This window comes from Legionella fallonii LLAP-10, assembly GCF_000953135.1.
In the GTDB taxonomy this organism is placed as follows: Bacteria; Pseudomonadota; Gammaproteobacteria; order Legionellales; family Legionellaceae; genus Legionella; species Legionella fallonii.
In genome coordinates this window covers 3,389,722-3,412,029 of sequence record NZ_LN614827.1, presented here as the reverse complement: position 1 = coordinate 3,412,029, position 22,308 = coordinate 3,389,722, and the positions used below count along the sequence as shown (strand labels likewise).

Sequence of the window (22,308 nt, the reverse complement as noted above, 5' to 3'; positions counted from 1 at the left end):
AGTTTTGCTTTAGTATTAAGTATATGAAAGATTATACAATTTTTTACTATTGTGAGCTTGTAAGCGAGCTTAATAGATAGTTTGGATAAACCTGTGTCGTCGCATAGGATTATGGTAGACTAATGGCTAAATTTAATTGATCTGTTCTCTATTGGAGATTGTAATGCAAAAATATTTACTCAATGTGACTGCTGCTGGTGCGATGCTTCTATTGGCAGGTTGTCAAACAGCTACCGGACCAACTTTTTTAGGTCAAGCACCTTCGTATACCCCTTATAAAACGAATATGACTATGGCACAAACAGTGAAAGCGGAATTAATGCACAGCGAAGATCCTGTTATTGCTCAAGTTAATGTAGAGCAGCATCAAAATTCAGTGGTTTTAACAGGTTACGTTAGAAAGATTCGTCAAAGCGATGTTGCTGAGAGAATTGCTGGTCAAATTGCTGGTCCGCAAAATGTACGTAATAACATTATCATTCGCCCTTAATTGAGACCGAGGCAGGTGAGTCGAGCTTATAAGAAGGATAATCTCTTCTTATAAGCTGTAACTTAATAAAATTATTTATCTTTATTGGCATTTTTTTCATGAGGAGTACAACAAGCGCAGCCACAACCACTAAATAGGTTGTAAAGCCAGGCAATCAACGCCCCCATAATGAAAGCATCTAAAAATCCTATGATACCCCCCATGATACTTCCTTTTATTGAGGGAGCATAACCTACATATAAAGTACTGATTGCTTCTACAAAAGGTTTTCCATAGCTATAATAGTATGCTGCTAATCCCATGGCGAGCATGGATAACCCCCACAAAACTCCTAAAGAAAGACCCAAGCCCAGAGGGCTTAATTTGCAACCTTTCATTTTATCTCCTTATTAGTATTTCTATATGAATTATAGCGCACACTAGTGATTTGAGAGGGGGCTCTTTCCTTGTGGTCTCTTAATCGGGTGTATCACAACGTCGGACAATTTGTTGCCAGGCCTAGAGCAAGCTAACCAGTTCATATCGAAGATGATTGTTTTACGGGGCGTGTAAACCCTGCTGTGATGAAGCGAGTGGTAATGGCTAAGAATTAGCAACAAGGGATGACTCAGTCTACAATTAAAACAAATCCACTTGTTCTAAAGAAATCATGAACTATCTTACAGGATGTTGTGTCTCTTTATTAGTGGTAGCCAATAGTTTTGCTACCCCAGCAACTTCACCGCTTCCAGCTAATTTAATAAAAGTTACGAATCAAAATAATCCTAAATGTATTGAATACGTAACTTATAAAGGTGATATGTATTGCAGTCTAGTGGTTATAGACAAAACCCCAGTTGATCCGAAAATACTTTCTTTTGAAAAACAAATTATTGTCTTTGATCATAGGCCATGGAAAGCTGTTTGGGGTAAAAATACTCAGGAACTATCTACGGTGGAATATCTTCCAGTAGGGGATAATATTGACGATTGGAAGGAGTTGGTTACTAGTCAGTTTATTCCTGGCCTAACAACAATCACACCCGCTCAATTTGGTGAGCATTTTATTGCCGATCTTAAAAAGTCGGGCGTTAACTTTACTGTTAATACCCTGGTGAATCAGCCTGACCTGTTTATTTTTGAGTTTAAAGTAGATAAACCCAGCAATTTACAGCAAGATGAAATTCAAAAGGTGGTCAAAGGTAAGAATGGGATGTACCTTCTTCACTATGTTATTAAACAAGCGAACATGAGCGACGACAACAGGAACAAGTGGTTAGAGAACCTTAAGAAAAGTACCGTCAAACAACAGTAATTTTCCACTTAATGGCGTATATACGTAGCCCGTATTAGCATAGCGTAATACGGGAATCCGGTATGAACGGGCTTAAGTTAACACCATCAAGTGATCGGTAGCAAATGAATATTCTTTAGTTGGAGCATTATAATGGAATACCGACGGCCTATTGGCAATGATTTTGAACAAATGGTGAGATTACAAAATAAGAATCTAACCTCTGCATTAGGTCAATCCGATAGAGCAGATGGCTTTTTATCTGCCGCTTTTTCAGCAGAACAATTTCAAGCTATGGATGCGGATTTAGGGGTGATGGTGTGTAGCGATTTACAAAAAGTGTGTGGCTATATATGTTCCAGCTCTATTAAATATAATGAAAAAATTCCTATAGTAAGCGCAATGCTTAAGAGATTTTCAGAGCTGCATTATCAAGGAAGAGCTCTTGCAGAATATTATGCCTCTATTTATGGCCCTGCGTGTATTGATAAGGCATATAGGGGGCAAAATATTTTATCTCATTTATTTAATCATTTATTGAACTCCCTGAGGATGGAACATAAGGAAATGGAATTACTCACCGCATTTATTGCCAATGACAATGAACGATCAATTAATGCCCATAAGAAGCTCAATATGGATATTGCTGGCGAATTTGAATTTGATAAAACCAGATTTAGCATTTTAGTGTATCCCATGCATTCGTAGTTTTTGTTTAATTGAAAAATAAATTCCCGCCTGGGCGGAAATGACATATAAAACAGGGCTAGGGGTAACTCAATCTTTTATATTAATTAACATGCTCCAATAAATTAGCACCAATAAGACCTCCCGTTGGCGGAGACGCTGTTGAGGGAGCTAAACTTCCATCTGCTGAGAGTGATCCAGTATTAAACAGGATGATAACACCATAATTCTGATTGATGTTAAGATCCAAATAACTACGGAAGTTTTCATGATCGCCAATTTTACCGCATATATCGTTACCGTTTGTTGGTGAAGACTCACAGACCCAGGCATAGCTGGGCTACCGATGTTGGGTTTCACTACTCTCGGTGAGGGGAGATAATTATTAGGTTGATGAGCTAGGGACTTTCCTTGAGTCAATTGAATTTGTTGTGGGCTATTATTGGTGGCAAATCCCAAATTAGCTCGAATAAATTGGATCATATCCACCGCATTACTGCAGTTACCGCTAGCTGGATCTGGATTGAGGTTATTAATATCATAAACAAAGTTAGCCTGATTTTGTACTTGATTGGTACTGATTTGATCAACTCCTTTAATGTGTCTTGCTGGTATTTCAAAAAACTAATTGGTAGTTGATACTAGAGATTTTGAATGAGAGTGACTCGAAATCTAGTGGAAGTGTATCATTAATATGGAGCACGAATAAAATTATCTTTTCATTAGTTAGAGTTTTTGAGTGTCGCAATAGAGCGCTATAAAAAAGCCCCATTTTAAACAAGTGGCTATTTATTAAGAAGTTGCTTTTTTTATTTTAACTATATGTTTTTATTATATTTTTTTATTAAATCAAGAGTGCCTTGACAAGCTTGAATAGTACTCTTTACAATGCTAGTGGCAAATAGGAACTATTTGCTTTTATCAAAAATAATATTAATCTATCAAAGGGAATTTTAATGAACAAATTACAATTAACTGGTGCTGCTCTTGCAGTGGGCGCAGCTGCTATGTTTGCTTTAGCTCCTGCTTTTGCTGCTGATACTACTTCTGCTCCAATGGTTCATTGCAAAGGCGGCAACGCTTGCAAAGGACAAAGTGCTTGCAAAACTGCAGATAACTCTTGCAAAGGTCAAAACGCTTGTAAAGGTAAAGGCGTTTCTATGATGTCCAAAGAAGATTGTCAAAAAGCTGGCGGCACTGTTGCTGAATAATTATTATTTCTTGGAATTCATAATTTGAATTTAAGAATTAGTACCTGCTTTACTCCAGGCATGAGCTTATGCCTGGTTTCATCTCATTATTTAGGTACACTATGGAAGTTCCTCAATATAAGAAAATGCCTTTTTTAGGTTTTGGGTTAGGTTTAAGACCCGATTACTATGAAGAAATATTAACGCAAAAACCTGATTTGGATTGGTTTGAAATATTAACTGAAAATTATTTAGTTCCCGGAGGCAAGCCTTTATATTATCTGGAAAAAATACGAGAACATTATCCCATTGTCATGCATGGCGTGTCGCTTTCTATAGGTAGCACGGACCCTCTAGATATCAATTATCTTAAACAACTAAAAGAATTAGCCTCTCAGGTGGAGCCTTCCTGGATTTCAGATCACTTATGTTGGACAGGGGTGCAAGGACTTAATATGCACGATTTACTGCCTATTCCTTATACCCAGCAGGCAATACAACATATTGTTGCTCGAATTCAACAAATACAAGATTATTTAGGCCGCCCTATATTAATTGAAAATGTATCCAGTTATCTTACCTTTAAACAGTCTGAAATGACTGAATGGGAGTTTGTTTTAGAGATAATAAAACAAGCCGGATGTTATGTTTTATTAGATGTTAATAATATTTACGTTAGTTCTGTAAATCATCAGTTCAATCCCATGGATTATATCAATGCTATGCCTGCAGATAGGGTGGCGCAAATTCACTTAGCAGGGCATTCCAATTATGGTGATTACATTATCGATACTCATGATGCCCCAGTAATTCAACCTGTATGGGATTTGTATGCGGCTACTATTAAACGATTAGGTAATATTTCCACAATGGTTGAGCGAGACGATAATATGCCTCCTCTAGAGGAACTTTTAGGGGAAGTTCATCGTGCAAGACAGATAAGCCAACAATTATTGAATGAAGAGGTGTTTGCATGAATGAGCTGGCTCAATTGCAACAACAATTTCAACAATTTATTTTATCGGGTCGAGTAGGAATTGATGAATCAATAGTTCAGACTAAGTCGGTTTCTGTCGAGAAGCGGTTAGAAATTTATAAAGATGCCTATAAACTGCGTTTAATAGAATGTCTAACTGTTTCTTTTCCTGCAGTGCATGCTTATTTGGGGACAAAAGCATTTGAAGAAGCGTGCAGCGGTTATATAGATACTTACCCTTCTACTTATAGGTCTATTCGCTGGTTTGGGGATGGATTAGCTGAATTTCTAAATAATTATTACGATAAAAAGTATTCCTTTTTAGCTGAATTAGCTGATTTTGAATGGAAAATGACTCTTGCTTTTGATGCAGCAGATAGCAAAATAGTACAAATTGTTGATATGGCTAGTGTTCTTCCTGAATCTTGGGCTGGTATGCAATTTACCTTTCATCCCTCCATACACCGATTAAATTATTTTTGGAATGCTATTCCCCTATGGCAGACCTTAGTTAAAGATGAGGACTTACCTGAGTTGCATCAGGAAGATAAAACAACCTCATGGGTTTTATGGCGTGCACCTGATTATGTCAATCAATTTTATAGTTTATCTGAACAGGAAGCTTGGGCTTTAGATGCTTTAATGGATGGTTTGACTTTCGGCCAAGTTTGCGAAGGATTATGCCAATGGATGCCTGCTGAGGAAGTGGGAATGGGGGCTGCTTCCTATTTGAAAAATTGGATTCAAAGTGGAATGGTGTCAACATTGCATATATTAGAATAAATAGTGTAAGTGCGCGCTCTTATCCGAAACTGGCGTTAAATTAAGGAGAAATTGTAGGTTGAGCACTTGGTTCAACTTACATTGAAGTTGACACAATCATAATAGCGAAACACCAATAACTTACAAGGATAGTTTATGTTGACTCCAAGAGAAGTTAAAACAGTTGAAGACGCAAAGCGTATTGTGGAAGAAAGACAACTTACTCACGTGAAAGTGGGTATTTTTGATGTAGATGGGGTCATGCTTGGCAAATATATGAGCCGCAATAAATTTTTTTCTGCTTTAGATCATGGTTTTGCTTTTTGTGACGTCATTTTGGGTTGGGATTCCAAAGATAAACTATATGATAATGTGCAGTATACTGGTTGGCATACCGGTTATCCCGATGCCAGTGTTCGCATTATTCCCTCCAGTTGCCGAGACATAGTTTTTGAAGACAATCACTTATTATTTATGGCTGAGTTTTCGGGCGGTGCCGAAGCAATTTGTCCACGCTCCGTATTAAAACGTATTCTTAATAAAGCCCAAGCGATGGGCTATGACGCTTATGCAGCACTTGAATATGAGTTTTTTATTTTTGATGAGACGCCTGATAGTGTTCGCACCAAAGGGTTTCGTAATTTAAAACCAATTACTCCAGATAATTTTGGCTATTCAATTATCCGTAATACCGTTCATGCAGAACTTTACCATCAAATTCTGCATATGGGTGAGGCGATGGATTTTCCTATAGAAGGGCTACATACTGAAACAGGGCCAGGGGTTATTGAAGCAGCTATTGCTGTAGACTCCGCTGAAGCAGCCGGCGATAAAGCTGCTTTGTTCAAAACATTTATGAAGGTTCTAGCCCAACGCAATAATAAAATGGCGACTTTTATGGCAAAGTGGTCGCCCAATTATCCAGGGCAAAGCGGACATATGCATATTTCTTTAAAACATAAGGAAAATGGTCATTCTGCATTTTATGATCCAGATCGTACCCATAATATGAGCAAGATTCAACGCCATTTTCTTGCGGGTCAACAAAAACTAATGCCAGAGTTTTTGGCGATGTTGTCTCCAACAATTAATAGTTACTCTCGCTTAGTTCCTGGTTATTGGGCACCAACTGATGCTACTTGGGGAGTAGAAAACAGAACCACTGCTTTACGTCTTATTCCAGGTAGCGAAAAATCACAACGCATTGAATATAGGTTGGGTTCCGCAGATGCTAATCCCTATCTTGCTTTGGCTGCCGCTATAGGTTCTGGCTTATATGGAATTGAACATGAATTAGAGCCTGAGTCAGAAGTAAAAGGTAATTCCTATGAGCAAACTCATAGCCCAGAGCTAAGATTACCGCAAACTTTATGGGATGCCGCACAAAATTTAAAATCTTCGCACGCAGCTCGTGCTTTATTTGGACAAGAGTTTGTAGCTCATTTTGCCGCATCTCGTGAATGGGAAGAACGAGAGTTCAGAAAACATATTACTGATTGGGAGTTAGATCGTTATTTTGAGATTATTTAAAGATTTATTTGGTTTTTCAATAAGTTATTTTTTTCTTATCCGAAACCGACGTTAATTCAAAACAAGTAACAATTGTTGTTAAATAATATTGGATAAAACATGACCCAAACATTTAAAACTTATTCGCCTATCGACAACTCTCTCTATGTTGAACGCCCTTATGCGAGTGAACAACAGGTAACTGAGGCATTGATTAAAGCACAAACGGCGCAGAAATTCTGGCGTTTGTCTTCTCTAGCAGAACGAGAAGAATATTGTACTGTAGCAGTTGATGCTATTGTAGCTAATAAAGAGGCTATAGCAGAAGAAATCTGTTGGCAAATGGGGAGACCTATTCGTTACGCTCAAGGCGAAATTAGAGGATTTGAGGAACGAGCAAGATATATGATTGCTGAGGCTAAATCGGCCTTGGCCCCCATAGAGTTACCTCATAAAGAAGGTTTTATACGTTATATTAAGCGAGAACCTTTGGGCATTACTTTAGTGATTGCTCCTTGGAATTATCCTTTTCTTACCGCTGTCAATGCGATTATTCCTGCCATTATGGCGGGCAACGTGGTGTTGCTCAAACATTCAGCACAAACTCCTTTAGTAGCCGAGCGTTTTGACCAGGCATTTAAAAAAGCATGTTTACCGGAAGGTGTTTTTCAATACTTACATCTGACACATAGTGCTACAGAACAACTACTATATGCGCCAGAGATTAACGCCATTGCGTTTACTGGTTCGGTTGCTGGAGGAAAATTGGTGGAGCAGGCAGCAGCAGGGCGATTCATCAATGTTGGTCTGGAACTAGGCGGCAAAGATCCGGCTTACATACGAGCAGATGCTGATTTAGATTATGCCGTTGCAACAGCGATAGATGGAGCATTTTTTAATTCCGGACAGTCTTGTTGTGGTATCGAGCGAATTTATGTTCATCAATCAGCTTATGACGAGTTTGTTAGAAAAGCCGTGGAGTTGGTAAACACTTATAAATTAGGGCGATCCAATGATCCTGAAACTACTTTGGGGCCGTTGGTACGTGCTTCTGCTGCAGACTTTGTCAGAGAGCAAATAAAAGAAGCATTAGAACAAGGCGCTATAGCTCATATTAATAGCAACGATTTTGCAATGGATGCTCCTGGAACCCCTTATATGGCACCCCAGATCTTGACTCAAGTCAATCACCATATGCGCATTATGACCGAAGAAACTTTCGGCCCAGTTGTTGGTATTATGTCAGTGAGCAGCGATGATGAAGCGATTCATCTAATGAATGACAGCATTTATGGTTTGACCGCTGCCGTATTTACCCAAGACATAGAGAAAGGAGTTGCTATTGGTGAGCAGTTGCAGACGGGGACTTTCTTTATTAATCGTTGCGATTATTTAGATCCGGCTTTAGCGTGGACTGGTGTAAAAAATTCGGGGCGAGGATGTACCCTATCAGCAATAGGATATGAAACGCTAACTCGTCCTAAGTCATTCCACATAAAAATAAATCATCCTAACTCAATTTGAACTTTCTCACTGAGGATACGATGGGTTAAATAAAAAGGAAAAAGACAATGAAACAATCCTTTGTTGCTAATTGGAATTATCCTACTCGAATTCGAGTAGGGGCTGGTCGGGTAAGTGAATTGGCCGCAGCTTGCAGAGAGCTAGGAATGAAGGCTCCTTTATTAGTTACTGATCCGGGATTGGCTGGTTCATTATTAGTAGGTAAGATAATTCAACAGTGTCGTGCTGCAGATTTAGCAATAGGTGTTTTTAGTCGTATCAAAGCAAATCCCACAGGTGAGAATGTTAGTGACGGTGTTGATGCTTATCGTGCTGGATTGCATGATGGAGTTATAGCCTTTGGTGGTGGGTCTAGTTTAGATGCGGCTAAAGCAATTGCGTTAATGGTAGGACAAGATCGCCCTCTTTGGGATTTTGAAGATGTTGGTGATAATTGGAAAAGAGTCAATGTAGCCGCTATGGCGCCAGTTATTGCTCTACCGACAACGGCAGGTACTGGTTCAGAAGTAGGGCGGGCATCAGTGATTACAGATACAGGGAAACAAATAAAAAAAATTATTTTTCATCCCAATATGATGCCTTCTCTGGTGCTTCTTGATCCTGAATTGACCGCAGGATTACCTCCACATCTGACCGCTGCTACTGGAATGGATGCATTATCTCATTGTTTGGAAGCTTATTGCGCTACATCATACCATCCTATGGCTGAGGGTATTGCTTTAGAAGGGATACGACTAATTAAAGAAAATTTAATAACCGCTTATAGAAAGGGTGGTGATTTAGAAGCACGAACACAGATGTTGGTTGCTTCTGCGATGGGAGCTACGGCATTTCAACGAGGATTGGGAGCGATGCATGCGCTTGCCCATCCCTTAGGCGCTTTATACGATGCTCATCATGGCCGGCTTAATGCCATTTTAATGCCTTATGTTTTAACAGCAAATCACTCGGCCATTGAAGAAAAAATAGGGCGTCTGGCGGTTTATTTATCTTTGGATAATGGATTTGATGGGTTTATGGATTGGATTTTACAGTTACGTATGGAATTGGCAATCGAACATACCTTAGCGCAAATAGGTATTGATAATACTCATCTTGAACGTATTGCCCAGATGGCGACTGAGGATGCAGCAGCGGGTTCTAATCCCATATTATTTACCCAAGGTGAATATAAGAATATTCTTAAAACCGCTTTCGGGGGAGAGTCGTAGGTGTCAGTTTAAGGACGGGATATCTTTTTAAGGCTCTCTACAACGAAGGAATTTTTAGCCGACGTAGCCTTGATGTAACGCAATGTAATCAAGGTTTTCAGCCATTAAGGGCCAGCACAGAATAGACCTCTACCGTGCCAATTGCCCCTATTCTAATATTAAGAGATAATTTTAATTTAGCTAAGTCCAATGCACGCTCGTGATGGAGGGAATATTAATGAATCTTGGAATTTTAAAGTGTGATAGTGTCAGTGATATGTTTGTAGCAGAACATGGTCAATATCCACAAATGTTTGCTTCTCTTTTATGCTCTGTGGATCCCAATCTTCGATTTACCGTTTTTGATGCAGAACAAGGGGAGTTGCCCTCTCATGTTGATGCTGCCGATGCTTATCTTATCACTGGAAGCCGTCATGGAGTGAATGATGGATTCCCTTGGATAGCTCAATTAGAGGAATTTATTCGTTCATTGCATGTCGTCCAAAAAAAGGTAATAGGGATCTGTTTTGGTCATCAATTAATTGCAAAAGCATTAGGTGGTACAGTAATTAAATCTCCTAAAGGTTGGGGCGTTGGAATGTCACAAAATACTGTTGTTCAGGTTAAAGAATGGATGAAGCCCCAGCAACATTCTTTTAATGTCTTGGTCAGCCATCAAGATCAGGTGATCGATTTGCCTGAGGAGGCAGAGGTTTTGGCGTATAATGATTTTTGTCCCTTCTATATGGTGCAAGTAGGTGAGCACTTTTTTACTATTCAAGGCCATCCAGAATTTACTAAAGCTTATTCCCGCGCTTTAATGGTCTCAAGAGAAGATACTCTGAATGAAGCAGAGTTTGAACGTGGAGTGAAATCTCTAGAGTTACATGAGGATGCAGATTTAGTTGCGCGGTGGATAATCAATTTTTTGAATGCAAGTTAATCCACTTATTATTGATTGTTATATTATCTTGTAGAATAATATGTGATCATAAAGGTGGGGTGATAGACATTAGACTTCTTCCGGAACGCTACTGTATCGGCGAATTGCTTCGTCGGTACGGTGTCATATGCTCCGGTTCTGGCGTTCAGTTCCTTCTCGCACTTCGCTCGATACAGCGAGTTTCGAAAGCAGTCTATTCAATATATGGAGAAAGGTTATGGCTAAAGTGATAGTTAAAACGTCTAGGGATGGAGGAGGGTTGTTTCATGCACTTGCCATTGGATTGGGTATGGAAATCTTGGCTGGTACTCTTGATGCTCAAAAAGACTCTCCAGCATATACACAGTTACTTGACATTTTTGCTCAGCGCTACCCCAAATTTATCCCTAAAACTTGGGATAATCTAAAGTCATGGCTTGCTTTTTATAATGACTCACGAGATATGGAGCTCCTTTTGGCTCCTGTTTTATTGCAATTAAATCACCACTATCCAACAAACTTAGATGAGCAGATTTTAAAAGAGCTCAATCTTTTAGTACTAGAAAATAAAGATAAAATTAGATCAGGTAGTCCTTGGCATGAATTAACAATTCTTGACCAAAAGACAAAATCATTAGTACCTAAATTGGATGGGCTAGAGCTAGTACAACGAAGCAACATACTCATTACCTTACAAAGAGCTCTTCTCCGTTATTTGGAGCAATTTCTTGCTACTTTATTGCCCGAGTTTTTTGATTTAACTGCGGATGAAAAAGTAAAAGCAAAAGAACAGCATAAAAAAGAGTTAGATCAACACTTGGCAGGTTTAACCAGTGAAGAGATTTACACGATATTTGCCACAGATTTTTCTGACCTACGAGCCTCTATAAAACCTCACTTTCACACTGCTAAAAAAGCGCATCAGCAAGTGTATTGCTTTGATGATTTGAGCGGAATGGTTGCTGCGTTAAAACTTAATTTAGTCGAAGTAGCTCCAGGTTTTGGAACAGATCTAAAATTGGGTAGCCGAACTGAACCTTCTTTAAGTGAGAAAACAACGATTAGTTTGCAATATGATAATCAGAGTTGGCATGTAGCAACTGATGAAATGAACTTAGATTTCATTAATCGTGTCGATAGAAAATTGAAAATGTCTGTTAATCAGGGATTTCAAGCGAAAATAGAAATTGCCGCTCCAACAGAGTCGGAGTTAGAAGCGATTGCGGGAACAAAGATAAATATTCGTAGCAAAATTGTTGATAACCCTGGCGGGGGGGATTGTGCATTTTATGCTTTTGCAATCGCTCTAATTAATATCATCAAAGAGGAAAATGTTTATAAAAATAAAAAAATGTTCGAGCGATGGGTTGCATTAGATCCTTCAATAGCAGAACATTTTGGGGCGATTTGTTCTTTTAACTTTAACAGACCTAATAATGAATTATTATATCAATTACAGCGTTCACTAAGAACAATAACTCATTTTAGTCAGCTCAATGAATTAAAAAGAGCATGCTGTGATCCTGAAAATTATACCGATCCTAACAATCCATATAAGATTATAGTTGGTAACAGTACGTACATTAAATTCGCTGAGTTTTATTATAACCTTCAGACCGACGCACGTTTTAATGAGCTTGCTGACTCAGATGCAATTCTTCGTGCAATTTTGAGAATTAAGAGAGGTGACGTTAGAGAGAATTTTGAACATTTAATTCTGGTCCCAGTATTTTTGTCGCTAATCTATGGCGGGGGTGTTGCTCCTAAATCCATAACTCTTGATAGATTGCCAATTAATAGAGCACCTGTAGTTGAAGCTATGGCAGCGATTACTCAAGATGCTTTTTGGGGGACTCATCTCAATTTAGATTATTTAGCCAGAGCGTTTGAGGTGAATTTCCACCCCTTAGAAAATCTAGTGCCTGTTCAAGAGTTCAAAGGAGATGTTCGGGGACGCCATACCGTTACAATTAATAATGTGAACAACGCTCACTGGACTACTGAGGTGACGTATGCAATTGAGTTAAAAGCGCTGATTCCGAGTTTGCGAAGGGTAACCGATGGAGCTAAATTGACCTCTGGTGAAGAGACTGTAGACACCTCTTTACTCTTTGAGCAATCTCAAAAAGGGGGTAAGGGAAATCTTAAAGACAGTCGAGCTATAAAACAGGTCAGATTTTCTTTAACTGCAGAGCAGTTTGAATTGGAGCGATTGGCTGAAAAGAAAGAGCAAGAGAAACTGGAACAAAACGCAAAATTACTGGGATTGGAATGGAGTGAAACTACTGAAAAAACAGCAGCGATGTCTGAATCTGAAAAACGATCAATAGAGTTTTTAAGAGACGTTGCTACAAAAGCCGCTATTTCTTATATTAATTATAGCAACAGCATTTGGTTCTCTTTATTTCATAGACATGGTAATACTGGAAGAGTAAGAGCTCGAGAGTTTCTTACTCAGTTTCTGATGATTGATAGTTTTGATGAGGCAAAGTTTTTTTTAGTTTCTTTTTTATCCAATACTAATAACAATGGCAATACTTATCCTCATTCATTTAGAACTATGTTATTAAATGAGTTATTAAAGGATCCTAAACCAACATTGCAATATACTTCAGAGCATTTTGATGAAATATTAGACGAAGTATCTAATGTTTTAGACGTCAATCTAGAGTTGTTAGAATGTGCAATGTAAACAGTAAGTGTTCGCGCAATGGTGTTCACTTAAGGATGTGTCGCTCGGATTAGATGAAGTCGTAATCCGGACTACGTTATAAAAGCTTAAGTGGACGACATAAACATTTAGGGAATAGCACTGGTTTAAAGTAGGTTGGGCCAAAGCCCAACAAAGAACGCTCTCAATTATTTTTTGAAGAACAGATTGATGACTTTTGTGTCAAAAAAGCGAATATAGGTGGTAGTAGTGAAATAAAAATTATCCCATAAATGACTATGGAAAAATGCTCTTTTACTACAGGGAGCGAGCCTAAGAAGTACCCAAGGCTTAACAGGCTACCAATCCATAATAAGGCACTGATTAAGTTGTAAAGGGTGAAATGAATAGAGTCCATTTTTCCTATGCCAGCTATAAATGGGGCAAAGGTGCGTATTATAGGTAGGAATCGTGCAAAAATTATAGTTTTACCACCATGCTTTTCATAAAAAGCATGAGTTTCTTCTAAATGTTTTTTATTGAGCAACCGAGAGCTTTTTGCGGTAAAGATGCGTGGCCCAATAGCTCTACCAACCAAAAAATTGACTTGGTTACCCAATATTGAAGCTAAAAAGAGTAAGGTGAGTAAAATTAAAATATTAAGTGAATTGCCTGGTTGAGCAGCAATACTCCCTGCGGCAAAAAGCAATGAATCCCCGGGTAAAAACGGAGTGACAATGAGCCCTGTTTCACAGAAAATGACAGCAAATAATATCAAGTATGTCCAAAATCCATAGAGTGAAACAAAACTGTTTAAGTAAATATCGATATGCAGAATCATATCGAATAGATGGTGAAGGTAGCTCATTTTTCCTCTGAGTTATACAAGAAATCTAATCAGTTTCGATTGGGACCAAACTGGCATGTTGTTTATAGCTATTATTAACGAATTTTCGTAATATGTCTAAATAAAAGGGAAAAAGTAGCAAAACCGATATATAATTTATAGACTTAATATATATTTTTCTTCGGTTGATAGATATAGGATTTTGGTCATCATTGCCATGCAATGAAGAGAGCATAAATGAAAATAGAATCACGGAGGATACAAATGAGAATTTGGCAATCAATTGTAGCTGCTGCTTTATCACTACTTTTATTAACTAATGCAAATGCACTGACCACTAATATCATTAATTTTCCTCAACTAGTACAAGCCGTTGAGAATGGCGATGATGTGAGGGCTATTATTCACTTTGATAATTGTCTAGTAACTGAACCGGCAATTCAAACTCAAGTGATGAGAAGGCTAGAAGGGGCTACAACACGATTTAATTTTACTCACTATTTTCATGCCAAAGACAGCATTAATAATCAATTCATCGATACTGTAACCACGTCCATGAAAATTTCTATAGAGCATCCATCAGGGGAGTTTTTAACTCTAACTGGTCGTTTAAGTGTTTTTGAGGATAACACAGCGACTCTTCATGTGGATTTTTTTGATCCTATTTTGAAAAAACAACGATTAGTTGTTGATTGGCTTTGTAATATTAGTAACGGTCAAGATAACAATGGTTTGGTGTTATTTAATTTTTCATAAGATCTTTTAGAGGTCTATAGAATATCGTTTCGATAACTAAACGATGACACTTTCAGTTTTACTTTATGCAAAATCTTAAGGTTCATTAATAAAACCTTAAGATTTTATTAAGACTAGTCTGTTATAATTTCGCGCATTATTCTCAAAATTTATTAGGCGCTATGAAATTAACTGACAACAGCAAAAAGAAATTATTGGCTTCTGCTCAGGCAGTATACTTGGCTTATACTGCTCTCGATTTCTTTAAAACCAGAGTATTTAATACCGCTTCCAGTGGAATGAGTCTTGAAGAGTTATGTAATCAGGCTATAGCGAACCAAACATATGATCAAGTTGTCTTAATTAATAATGTTAATTATCGATTAGTTTTGACTCCCGGAAACAATAATACCTTCAACGTTCAATTGTCTCGTCCCCTAAACGTAGTTACAAACTCAGTAGTTAAAAAAATTGCTGACTATGACGATGAAGAAGTGCTTAATTTACTAGCCAATCAAGAGTTTATCTTGGAAGTTCCTAGGGCTGGTGGTAAATCGGTAGTAAGCAGTAGAATTAATGAGCAGTATGTAATAGGTGGTATAGGAAAAGTCGATTTGTATCGTACTCACCTTGTAACCTTGCATAATATTATTGAAAAAATTCAGTCAGAAGAAGATATTAGTGCTTTATTAGTTGCTTTAGCTACTGGTACAGGGAAAACCTTTGTTCAAGCTCTTTGGATGCTGATTTTATCTCTCTCAGATAATAATGGGGTCTTTGCTATTCCAGGTAAGTTAGTCGGGCAATTCAAAAAAGATTTAAAGCGTTTATTACCGGATAATTTTGTTACTAGCATACTTACCTTAGGGGAAAAAGAGCCGGATTCTCAAGCCAAAGCGGCAATGAAGTCTATGGCGCAACCCTCTGGTAAAAAGAGCATAATTATTGGTTCCGCGGAGCATCTTCTCGATGAACATTATCAGGAGCTAATCGATGCAGATCCAGAGCAGACGTTTTTAGTATTTGATGAACAACATTTGATTATGCAAGTAGAGCGTCGCCGAGTTCGTTTAATTGAATTAGCGAAACAAAAACTATCGATGTTTTTAAGCGCTACTCCTAATAAAGAAACCTATGAGTTATCTGGTAATAAACCAGTGGCTATCATGTCCAGCGGTCAAAAGCAGCAAGCAGGCCAAGGGCAATTCCCTCGATTATTAACTCATCATGCACGCAATGTTTCTGATAGAAATCAATTGAAAGATTTTCGTTTTTGGACGGCTGATTTTTGGAACACTATATTCAATGGTATTTTGCTGAGCTTAACTAACTCCATTCAAGAAGAGCAAAGCTCTGCTGCCGTGTCTTTAGTTGAAGACTTACCTTTTTATTATTATCGTAAAGAGAGTGAGGAAAATGTACGTTGGCGTTTTCAGGTTCCTGCAGCAAGAAAAATGCTTTGTATCATTGATGATAATGAAGACTTAGTTAATTTTTGTCATGCTTTAGAACAACCTTACTCAGATAAGAGCATCGTATACCGTAATGGTAACCTAATTGAAAGAGAAGACGTTGCTCGTTTTTTTGGAATACCTGATGCTGAAGCTGAAGTAGTTAGTGAGGATAAGAGGGATAAAAGAAATAATTATTTGAGCTCATTAAAAGAAGATGAATATGAGATTGGCAATAGCTTAATGAATAAAAGCTTGAGGCAACAATTGCGAGATAACATATTTCATAATCTGATTGAATATGTTTTGACTGATATTACCGGACTTGATGAGATAGAACATAATCGCTTGCGTAAGAAGGACATGAAGGCTTTTAAACAGATGGTGATTAGTCAATTTGCATTAAGAACAGCAGACTATTATCAACAAAAATTAGCAAAGGAAATTGATGCAGATGGGGCTCATGCTTTAGGTGAGTTACTCGCTGGTTTATCTAAAGTGATGAACAGTATGCTCAATGGGACTTTTACAGGTTCTCCAGAGGAAAATGAGAAAGATTTAGAAGATTTTATTGATAATTGGTCTTTATATGATGGCTTAGTGAATAAAATAAAGCGGAAAGATGACCGATTTTCCAGAAATTTTGCGACTTATACCGATTCTCACTTAATAATGGGCTTGATGGCCGGGATGAGTGATGCAGAAACTCCGGTGAAAGAATCATGTCCATTTTCTGGATTAGAGCAGAGAACTTATAATTTATACGATCATAATGGCATCCCAGTCAGTGACGCAAAAAAAAGAAAACATACTTCTTTAGAAATTTTGAACGATACCTCTTCTGAAACTGCATTTACTCCCAATTATTTAAATATTTCAGAAGAAGTCGCGGACAATTATGTTAGGCTAGGTTTTATTGGCGTCTATGTTAGTAACAAAAAAACAGAAGGATTTAGTGATAGAAATTTACATACTGTAATTAATATTGCAGAACATAGATTAAGTCCTACTAATAGCCCTGAGACACAAATTCAGGGAATAGGCCGAAATCGTGGCTTAGATGACACTATTGAACCTGCTTATATTCATAGTTTAGGGCGAGGTGAGAATGGGGTATTTGATCTGGATAATTTGCAAAGTGATGATTATTATCCCGCATTATTCAAATCTCAAGAACAATTCAATGAAGAATCTATTCAGATTTTGGGACAGAATGTTAGTAAAAAAATAATTGCTTGGATTCATGCCAATCAAGGTGAGGACGATACGTTAAATCCGGAGCATTTAAAACGACATGTATTGAAGTATATTGCTCAGGCTCTTCGTGAAATAAATAATAAAAACAGCCACCAACTTGAGCTTAGTCGTGCGCAATTGACTCGCGTTGTCAGTTATGTGATGGAAGGTATTAATCAGGAAATAGAGCGTATTAATAAACCCTATAGCATATCAATATTCATTTCTTTCTTAGGTCATATACTTAATTTTCTCTCTGAGTGCTATTACGCGGTGAAACGGATACCGGCTGCTTGGAAGATGTATCAGTATTCCTGGTTCGGAACAAGAACCGCCGAGCAACATGAAACATCGCCAAAGCATGCGGATGATGTTTATATAAAAATTCTGTCAAAAACAAGCTTTAAAGATATTATTTCCAATTTGTCTTCAGCATTGGAATTTAATAATTGGCTAGTCCGCAAAGTCACTGGAGTAACATCTCATATTACAAAGAACTTAGAGTCCTATGTGAAACAAGAAGTATTAGATGAGTTTGCAATGCATCAGAAAAAATGCATTGAGCCGCTTCTAGTTAAAATGGTTACTGACTCTAAAAAAGAAAAAGTTGCTGCTGCCTTAGCTGCTTTTCCTCACTTAGTCACTTTACTTAAGACTAATACGAAAACCATAACGGCAATTTTAGCCGGTGGCGGGGCTCAATTTGAAGCGACTGTACTCGCTTTGTTACAACAAATTCCAGGTTTAGATGATTTGTCTATTAAAGACATCGTAAATTATCCTAAGAGCCTGTTGCAAATTCAGGGCGTATTAGCTCGCGAACCAGAAAAAACTCTACTTCATAATCCTAAATCTCAGGCAGAGTTATCTCTTCACTTGGGAAATTATTTAAAGGGAGATTTTCTCAAACATCTCTCTTCTTTTATCACTTATCCAAATGTGAAACGTATAGCTCAGGCTCTTGGTAAAGAACAGAATGCTCAATTGTTCGTGCATCATTACCTGACCAAGATAATTAATGAAGAGTTAGAAAGTTCTCCAGAGTCTTTATTATCTGAATTAACGAGTTACTTTAAAATTGATGGATGTGAGCGACTGGATGAGGCGGTAGAAAATTTATTAAACGAATTCAATACGCTACAACTAGAGACTACCGGGAATTTACTCCAATCATTGGATGAAGCGCGCCTTGTTCGATTGAGTACTCTCATTCAGCAACAGCTAGTCCCTGTACTCGTGAATACTTATCCTTTGGAAAGTCGAGACAAATTATTCAATGAAGCCTCTGATCTCTTGAAAATTAAACAATTAATCAAGGAGCATGGAAAGGAATTATTGGCTATGATGCAAAATAATAAAGAAGAATTACCCCGCTTTATTTTTTCAAAACTTTGTTCTAGCCCTTTACCTTCGCCTATCGATATACCCAAGCAGATTGAGGAGAGTAAGGCATTTTTTGCCCAGAAACTACAAGAAATTATGCAAAAAAGCATTACTAGTCTTTTAGCTAGAAAATTGTTTTCCTTTACATCATGGAGTTTAAAACCGGAATATTTGTATGATACGGCTGTTGCTGATTTATTACGTAGTGACGCTTTTCTTAACACTATTTCAATCATGCTTCCTTATGACCAATGGTTGCAATTAAAGACTAAAATAACTGAGGATCAGAGAGAAATGTTGCCTGTGGCTCGAGCCTTAATTGATAAGGCCAAAGCAAATGGGGCGTCTGAACTGTCTTCTGAGGACTTATTGGAGTTATTAAATAAACACTTCGATACTGAATATTTGGGGTCTGAACAAGCATTGACTCGAACGACTCAATCGTTGAGTGGCTTTGCTGCGGAGATTGCTGCTAGTCCTTTGGCTGCATTAGATCCGGCGGTACAAGGTAAATATGCGCAATTAGTATCGCATCGCTTACTGCCTATTTTGGCTAGTTTTATCAATGATGATGTGAATAAAGAGCAATTTCTTTCTATGTCAAAAGATGATAAGACATTGAATGAGTTCATTATCAGAAATTCAAATATATTGGGCACACTTTGGGAACAGGATAATGAGCAGAAAAAACAAACCGCACTGACGTTAATCAATCAATTAGTCCCTGAAGAATCAAAATTCGTTTTGAAAGACATTGTTCATCCCCAAACGAAAGCAGCTGACTCTGCTGAAATATTAGCTAAAGAAGTGGAAAAAATTAGTTTAACTGCTTTTTTTAGAGGTTCTGCTTTTAGCGATTTGATGAAGGATGTCTTAAATACTCAGGATTTCTCCTTGTTAATGGCTTATATTAATGTTCCAGAGCATGTGGCTTTGCTTGTTGATAAAATGTTGGCTCAAGGTATTTCTTCTTTGGATAAACAATCCATTTTTGAGATTATTAGAACTAGTGATCCTAGTCTGAGTGCAATTACTCCTATGGATGAACGAGCTGACTCTTTAATGGATTATATTGAGTCACAGATAAGGCAATCTGAAAATGCTCTTGATACAACTAAGGTGATTGCATCTGTGGCTAATAGTATGACACCTATACTATTTCACCAGCGATTTATTGCTGTCATTGATGAAGTAATAGGATTTCTTGACGAACAGGACATTACAGTATTGTTTGAGGCGATGAATAAAGCAAAACCTGCAGAAGAAGCGAAGCAGTTGTTGGCCTTTATCGACGTGATCAGAAGACAGGATAAAGAGGCGTTGATTAACCAGTTTTTAGTACTACCGGAAGACGTAAAAACGGATGCCCTAGAAAAATTGCCTGCTAGAAAAATGATGGAGCAGATTAAAGATCTTTTTGAGGAAGTTCTAGATTGCCATTGTTATTATCATCAACAAGATCGCAAAGGGCTAGAGGGAAGAGATACAGATCCTAAACTGATTAATAGAGTCTCTGAAGAGTTACGTGACATTAGAATAGGTAGTGACTATAACTTTTTTAGCGGTTTTTCACGAAAAATATTTTATATTCAAGGTATTAAAAATGGAATGGCCGCTGCGGGGCAAGTCAATGCAGATTCCAATCAGCACATTGTTAAAGCGTTGCAACGAGTTAATTCACACATTTTACGACCCTTATGGTGGGGTACTAATGTTTCAAACTTTACGTATTCATTTATTAAATTCTGTCGTGATGTCGTTGATGGAATAGTTGCTGGATATTTCGCTGTCCTTAATGGAGTAAAAGCCACACTTAATTTTATAAGTGGAACTAATTATTTTAATGTTTCAAGTAAGAATCTTGATAGCGAAGATTATAATAATACAGCTTTTGACTATGCCGCAGCAATTAATGAGCTTGAACCATTAAATGCTGAGCAGGTTAAAGAGCATGATTGTCATTCTGATGTAGTGATCGAATTGGAACAGTTTGTAACAAAAAGACCATCTCGCCCCGGATTTTTCAAGGATGTTGCGGAGGTTATTCCTGTAGAGACAGAGGAAAACGTAGAAGAGTTGAGTTTTAAAATTTAAGCGATCTTCTCCGCCTATTATGTTGTCATCCTGAGTACAGCGAAGGATCTCCCTCAAGGCGCATTGTGCCGCGCTCAGGGGAGCCTTCGGCGCAAGTTTCTGGATGGCAACGGTATTCTTAAATTAATGTCAGTTTCGGATAAGAATGTTACCTACATGTGAATCGTTCGTGCTGGTGAGATGCTAGACACTAGCCTCCTTATCCGAAACTGACGTTAATTTTACGGTAGAAAGTAAATTGGGCTCTTGAGTCAATAAAAGGTATGTTGGGTCAAAATGCCTCATGGCTGTTAGGTTAAGAACTAAAAAGCTATCTGAGGCCCTCTCCCTAACCCTCTCCCGCGATTTATTATCGATTTCCAAACATAACTCCTTGCGCGGGCGAAGGGACTTTTCGTTCTATCGACGTATTCCTCCACTTCTTATCCTCTGCCGCGATTCATTATCGATTTGCAAAAGAAACTTGCATGGTTGAGGGGACTTTTGGGGGCATTGAAGTACTATTTCTCTTTTTATTCCCTCTCCCTTGAGGGAGAGGGTTAGGGAGAGGGGGAAATCTACCTCATTTATCCCTTGAGCTGGCATTTATAAGTCAAAATGATTCAACCTATTTTGGCACTCAGACTAGTGGCGAGATTAATGAGCGAGCTTAGTCCCATAAAGTCTGTCGCCGGCATCTCCCAAACCAGGAACTATATATCCGTGTTCATTTAATTCTGTATCTATAGCTGCTGTGTATATAGTGACATCTGGATGTTCTTCGTGAAAGGCCGCAACACCCTCAGGGGAGGCAAGTAAACAAAGGAATTTTATTGATTTAGGATTCATCGCTTTGATTTCTTTGACTGCTGCAATCGCAGAGTTTCCAGTTGCGAGCATGGGATCAACAACAATAACATCTCTATCTTGAGTGTGTTCGGGGAGTTTAAAATAATATTCAACAGCTTCTAAGGTTTTGGGATCCCGATATAAGCCTATATGTCCTATTCGAGCAGTAGGAACTAATTGTAACATGCCATCTACCAGACCATTGCCTGCACGTAATATAGAAACAAACACTAGTTTTTTACCTTTTAAGACAGGAGACATCATAGTCGCTAATGGAGTTTCAATTTCTTCAAATTCTATCTCTAAATCGCGAGTCACTTCATAAGCGAGTAACATGCTGACTTCATGCATTAGTGTGCGAAATTTAACAGTACTTGTGTCCTTTTTTCGCATAATTGTTAGTTTATGTTGAATGAGGGGATGAGTGATTACAACAACACCTGGGTTATCCATTATTACTCCTTTTGAAATCTCAAATTTTTATCGTGATTATCCTAAATGCAGTTCAAGGCCTTTTGCTCATAACTATCTAATTTCCCCTTAACTCAATACCTAGGTCAA

The 22,308-nt window shown here is 38.0% G+C and carries 17 protein-coding genes; 13 read left to right on the top strand and 4 right to left on the bottom strand.

Features of this window, described 5'->3' with window-relative positions:
• The first annotated feature begins 163 nt into the window (after positions 1–163).
• Complete coding sequence (locus LFA_RS14260; RefSeq protein WP_045096774.1) at positions 164–490, top strand: BON domain-containing protein; 327 nt, start codon at positions 164–166, stop codon at positions 488–490.
• Between the two features lie 71 nt (positions 491–561).
• On the opposite strand, the gene LFA_RS14255 is transcribed toward LFA_RS14260, so the two are convergent.
• Positions 562–867 carry a bacteriophage holin gene (locus LFA_RS14255; protein WP_045096773.1) on the bottom strand — a complete coding sequence of 102 codons (306 nt, stop codon included), beginning with the start codon at positions 865–867 and terminating at the stop codon, positions 562–564.
• A 272-nt stretch (positions 868–1,139) separates the two neighbouring features.
• Between LFA_RS14255 and LFA_RS14250 the strand changes: the two genes are divergently transcribed.
• The gene (locus LFA_RS14250; RefSeq protein WP_045096772.1) at positions 1,140–1,784 is read left to right on the top strand and encodes a hypothetical protein; all 645 of its coding nucleotides are present in this window, start codon (positions 1,140–1,142) and stop codon (positions 1,782–1,784) included.
• Between the two features lie 132 nt (positions 1,785–1,916).
• Entirely contained in the window at positions 1,917–2,471 is a 555-nt protein-coding gene (locus LFA_RS14245; RefSeq protein ID WP_045096771.1) for a GNAT family N-acetyltransferase, read from the top strand.
• 150 nt (positions 2,472–2,621) lie between these two features.
• Here the strand turns inward: LFA_RS14245 and LFA_RS14240 are convergent, their stop codons facing one another.
• Positions 2,622–2,933: a hypothetical protein gene (locus LFA_RS14240; RefSeq protein ID WP_045096770.1), complete on the bottom strand. Its 312-nt coding sequence runs from the start codon at positions 2,931–2,933 to the stop codon at positions 2,622–2,624.
• A gap of 473 nt (positions 2,934–3,406) precedes the next feature.
• Here LFA_RS14240 and bufA2 point away from each other — a divergent pair, with 473 nt between their 5' ends.
• The 8 genes from bufA2 (at position 3,407) to LFA_RS14200 (ending at position 13,215) form a co-directional block, all read left to right on the top strand.
• The gene (gene bufA2, locus LFA_RS14235; protein ID WP_045096769.1) at positions 3,407–3,661 is read left to right on the top strand and encodes a BufA2 family periplasmic bufferin-type metallophore; all 255 of its coding nucleotides are present in this window, start codon (positions 3,407–3,409) and stop codon (positions 3,659–3,661) included.
• Positions 3,662–3,762: 101 nt separating this feature from the next.
• A complete protein-coding gene (bufB, locus tag LFA_RS14230) occupies positions 3,763–4,617 on the top strand; it encodes an MNIO family bufferin maturase (protein ID WP_045096768.1) in 855 nt (284 codons plus the stop codon).
• Complete coding sequence (locus LFA_RS14225; RefSeq protein WP_045096767.1) at positions 4,614–5,399, top strand: HvfC/BufC N-terminal domain-containing protein; 786 nt, start codon at positions 4,614–4,616, stop codon at positions 5,397–5,399. Before bufB ends, LFA_RS14225 begins: the two co-directional genes overlap by 4 nt.
• Positions 5,400–5,534: 135 nt before the next feature.
• The gene (locus LFA_RS14220; protein WP_045096766.1) at positions 5,535–6,908 is read left to right on the top strand and encodes a glutamine synthetase family protein; all 1,374 of its coding nucleotides are present in this window, start codon (positions 5,535–5,537) and stop codon (positions 6,906–6,908) included.
• A 99-nt stretch (positions 6,909–7,007) separates the two neighbouring features.
• Complete coding sequence (locus tag LFA_RS14215) at positions 7,008–8,411, top strand: aldehyde dehydrogenase family protein (protein WP_045096765.1); 1,404 nt, start codon at positions 7,008–7,010, stop codon at positions 8,409–8,411.
• Between the two features lie 47 nt (positions 8,412–8,458).
• Positions 8,459–9,622, top strand: a complete 1,164-nt coding sequence (locus tag LFA_RS14210; protein ID WP_045096764.1) for an iron-containing alcohol dehydrogenase — start codon at positions 8,459–8,461, stop codon at positions 9,620–9,622.
• A 217-nt stretch (positions 9,623–9,839) separates the two neighbouring features.
• The gene (locus tag LFA_RS14205) at positions 9,840–10,544 is read left to right on the top strand and encodes a glutamine amidotransferase-related protein (RefSeq protein WP_045096763.1); all 705 of its coding nucleotides are present in this window, start codon (positions 9,840–9,842) and stop codon (positions 10,542–10,544) included.
• A gap of 217 nt (positions 10,545–10,761) precedes the next feature.
• Complete coding sequence (locus LFA_RS14200; protein ID WP_045096762.1) at positions 10,762–13,215, top strand: hypothetical protein; 2,454 nt, start codon at positions 10,762–10,764, stop codon at positions 13,213–13,215.
• A 163-nt stretch (positions 13,216–13,378) separates the two neighbouring features.
• Here LFA_RS14200 and LFA_RS14195 read toward each other — a convergent pair whose 3' ends face one another.
• On the bottom strand, positions 13,379–14,041 hold the full coding sequence (locus LFA_RS14195; RefSeq protein ID WP_045096761.1) for a DedA family protein: 663 nt from the start codon (positions 14,039–14,041) through the stop codon (positions 13,379–13,381).
• Between the two features lie 243 nt (positions 14,042–14,284).
• Between LFA_RS14195 and LFA_RS14190 the strand changes: the two genes are divergently transcribed.
• Positions 14,285–14,776, top strand: coding sequence for a hypothetical protein (locus LFA_RS14190; protein WP_045096760.1), 492 nt, complete (start codon positions 14,285–14,287; stop codon positions 14,774–14,776).
• A 161-nt stretch (positions 14,777–14,937) separates the two neighbouring features.
• The gene (locus tag LFA_RS14185) at positions 14,938–20,919 is read left to right on the top strand and encodes a DEAD/DEAH box helicase family protein (RefSeq protein WP_045096759.1); all 5,982 of its coding nucleotides are present in this window, start codon (positions 14,938–14,940) and stop codon (positions 20,917–20,919) included.
• A gap of 636 nt (positions 20,920–21,555) precedes the next feature.
• Here the strand turns inward: LFA_RS14185 and upp are convergent.
• The gene (gene upp / locus LFA_RS14175) at positions 21,556–22,200 is read right to left on the bottom strand and encodes a uracil phosphoribosyltransferase (protein WP_045096757.1); all 645 of its coding nucleotides are present in this window, start codon (positions 22,198–22,200) and stop codon (positions 21,556–21,558) included.
• Between the last annotated feature and the right edge of the window lie 108 nt (positions 22,201–22,308).